We start from the raw sequence: 2,453 nt of genomic DNA, 5'->3' as shown, positions 1-2,453 counted from the left end.
CCCCGGTTTCGACGAGCGAGAGGCGGCGATCCATCCACTCGCCCTTGTAGGTGACGCGGTCGCGCGTGACCCGGGGCGTGTTCTCGACGACCGCTTCGCGCCGGCCGAGGATGCGGTTCACGAGCGCCGACTTGCCGACGTTCGGCCGTCCGACGATCGCGACGACCGGCAGCGCGGGCAGCATCTCGACGACCTCGCCGCCGGCGGTGAAGCCGGCGAGCAGGTCGTCGTCCTCCTCGTCCAGGTCGTAGTCGGCGAGCGACGCGCGCAGCGCGGCGGCCCGCTGTTCGGCGAGCTCCTCGTCGAGGTTCGCGAGCTTCTCTTCGATCTGGTCGGGACCGGCCTCGTACTCGTCTTCAGCGGCCATCGTGGTTCTCCTGTGGGGTGGGGACAGCCGCAGAGATCACGTCGAGGACGGCCTCCACGGTCTGAGCGAAATCGAGATCGGTCGAATCGACGACCGTCACGCCGTCGGCGGCGGTGAGGAAGTCGACGACGGCGCTGTCGGCGGCATCCCGGCGGTGCAGCGCCGCGGCGACGGCGCCGGCGTCTTCGCCGGACAGCTCCGCGCTGCGCCGGGCGGCGCGCACGTCGGGTGCGGCGGTGAGGAGGATCCGCACCGGCGCGTCGGGGGCGACGACGGTGGTGATGTCGCGGCCTTCGACGACGACACCGGGACGGCCCGACTCGCGGACGAGCCGGCGGAACAGCTCGTTGACCTGCGCACGCACGGCGGGAACGCGCGCGACGCCGCTGACGGCGGCGGTCACCCGCGGCTCACGGATCGCGGCGGTGACGTCGGTCTCTCCCACCCGCACCCAGTAGTCGTCGGGGTCGAGGGAGATGGCGTAGGGGAAGTCGGATGCCGCAGCCACCACGACGGCTTCGTCCGCCGTGTCGGAGGCAGCGCCCGTCCCCCGCGCCAGCACGTGCCATGCGAGGGCACGGTAGGCGGCGCCGGTGTCGAGGTAGCCGTAGCCGCGTGCGCGCGCGACCTGTTTGGACACGCTGGACTTGCCCGAACCGGCGGGCCCGTCGATGGCGATGGTGACGGTCATGAGGGCAGGCTCGCGATCTTCCAGCCGCGTGCAAGAAGGCCCTCCTCGGCGTGACGGACGATGGTCGGGTCGACACTGATCTCGGCCAGACCGAACTGCGCTCCGGGCGAATGCTCCAGGCGCAGGTCTTCGACGTTGACCCCGAGCTCGCCGAGCTCGCCGAACAGGCGTCCGAGCTGCCCCGGCGTGTCGTCGACCATGACGACGAGACTCTCGTATCGCCGGTTCTGCCCGTGCTTGCCGGGAAGACGCTCCACCCCGTCATTGCCGCGACGGATCGTGTCGGCGACGGCGCGACGTGCGCCGGGGGCATCGGGGGCGCGGAGGGCGTCGGCCACGGCGCGCAGGTCATCGGAGAGTGCGTCGAGCACGTCGACGACCGGGGCGGAGTTGGCGCCCAGGATCTGCACCCACAGCTCGGGCGCCGAGGCCGCGATACGCGTGGTGTCGCGCACGCCCTGCCCGGCCAGACGCAGCGAGCCGTCGGGGGCGTCGACGAACCGCCCGGCCAGCAGCGATGCCACCAGCTGCGGCACGTGCGACACGAGCGCGACGGCGCGGTCGTGCTCTTCCGGCGTCATCTCGATGGGAGTCGCGCCGAGGTCGAGGGCGAGTCCCTCGACGAGGGCCAGATCGGATGTCGGAGTCTCGGCATCGCGGCAGACGACCCACGGACGGCCCACGAAGATGTCCGCGCGCGCCGAGATGGCCCCGCCGCGTTCACGACCCGCCATCGGGTGCGAGCCGATGTAGTGCGTGAGGTCGACGCCGCGCTCCCGGAGCTCGTGCAGAGGGTCGAGCTTGACGCTGGCGACATCGGTCACGACGGCATCCGGGAATGCGGCCAGCTCGTCGGCGACGACGTCGGCCGTCACGTCCGGCGGAACGGCGACGACGACCAGCAGCGGGCGGTCGTCGTCACGTGCCGCACGACCGGCACCGTAGTCGATCGCGAGCCGCAACTGCGCGGGCGACGCGTCGGCGAGGGCGACGTCGACGCCGAGCGCGCGCAACGCATGGCCGATGCTGGCACCGAGCAGCCCGGCACCGACGATCCGGACCGTGCCGGAGGTGCGGGCCGCGCGGGTGCGCAGATCGGCAACGGCCTGTTCGGTCACTGTTCTCCGCCTCAGCTGTCCCCGGGCGGCGTGGGCGCCGCCTGGCGCGCCACGGTGAGCAGCGCGCCGCGTTCCACTGTAGTCAACTCGCGGGCACGCCCCGCCGGGAGGGTTCCCAGGTGGAGCGGCCCGAACTGACGCCGTACGAGGTCGAGCACGGGGTGACCGACGGCGGCCATCATGCGCCGGACGATGCGGTTGCGTCCGGAGTGCAGCGTGAGCTCGACCAGGGAAGTGCCCCCGGACGTGTCGAGCAGGCGCGCCTGTCGGCGGCGAT

At 72.4% G+C, this 2,453-nt stretch carries 3 protein-coding genes and 1 pseudogene; all 4 read right to left on the bottom strand.

Annotated features, from left to right (window positions below):
- A partial coding sequence (locus I5I_RS07735) for a GTPase (protein WP_036318240.1) occupies nucleotides 1-367 on the bottom strand: 367 nt, incomplete at its 3' end.
- Nucleotides 357-1,058 (bottom strand): (d)CMP kinase, encoded by a 702-nt coding sequence (cmk, locus tag I5I_RS07730; protein ID WP_036318239.1) that lies wholly within the window; start codon nucleotides 1,056-1,058, stop codon nucleotides 357-359. The genes cmk and I5I_RS07735, both read right to left, overlap by 11 nt.
- Nucleotides 1,055-2,176, bottom strand: a complete 1,122-nt coding sequence (locus I5I_RS07725) for a prephenate dehydrogenase (protein ID WP_036318238.1) — start codon at nucleotides 2,174-2,176, stop codon at nucleotides 1,055-1,057. Before I5I_RS07725 ends, cmk begins: the two co-directional genes overlap by 4 nt.
- A gap of 11 nt (nucleotides 2,177-2,187) precedes the next feature.
- Nucleotides 2,188-2,453: pseudogene (locus I5I_RS07720) on the bottom strand (pseudouridine synthase); the annotation flags it as partial.

Origin of the sequence: Microbacterium sp. B24 (genome assembly GCF_000333415.1) — a bacterium.
GTDB lineage: Bacteria > Actinomycetota > Actinomycetes > Actinomycetales > Microbacteriaceae > Microbacterium.
The sequence above is the reverse complement of the archived record's forward strand: the minus strand, read 5'-3'. Positions and strand labels throughout refer to the sequence as shown.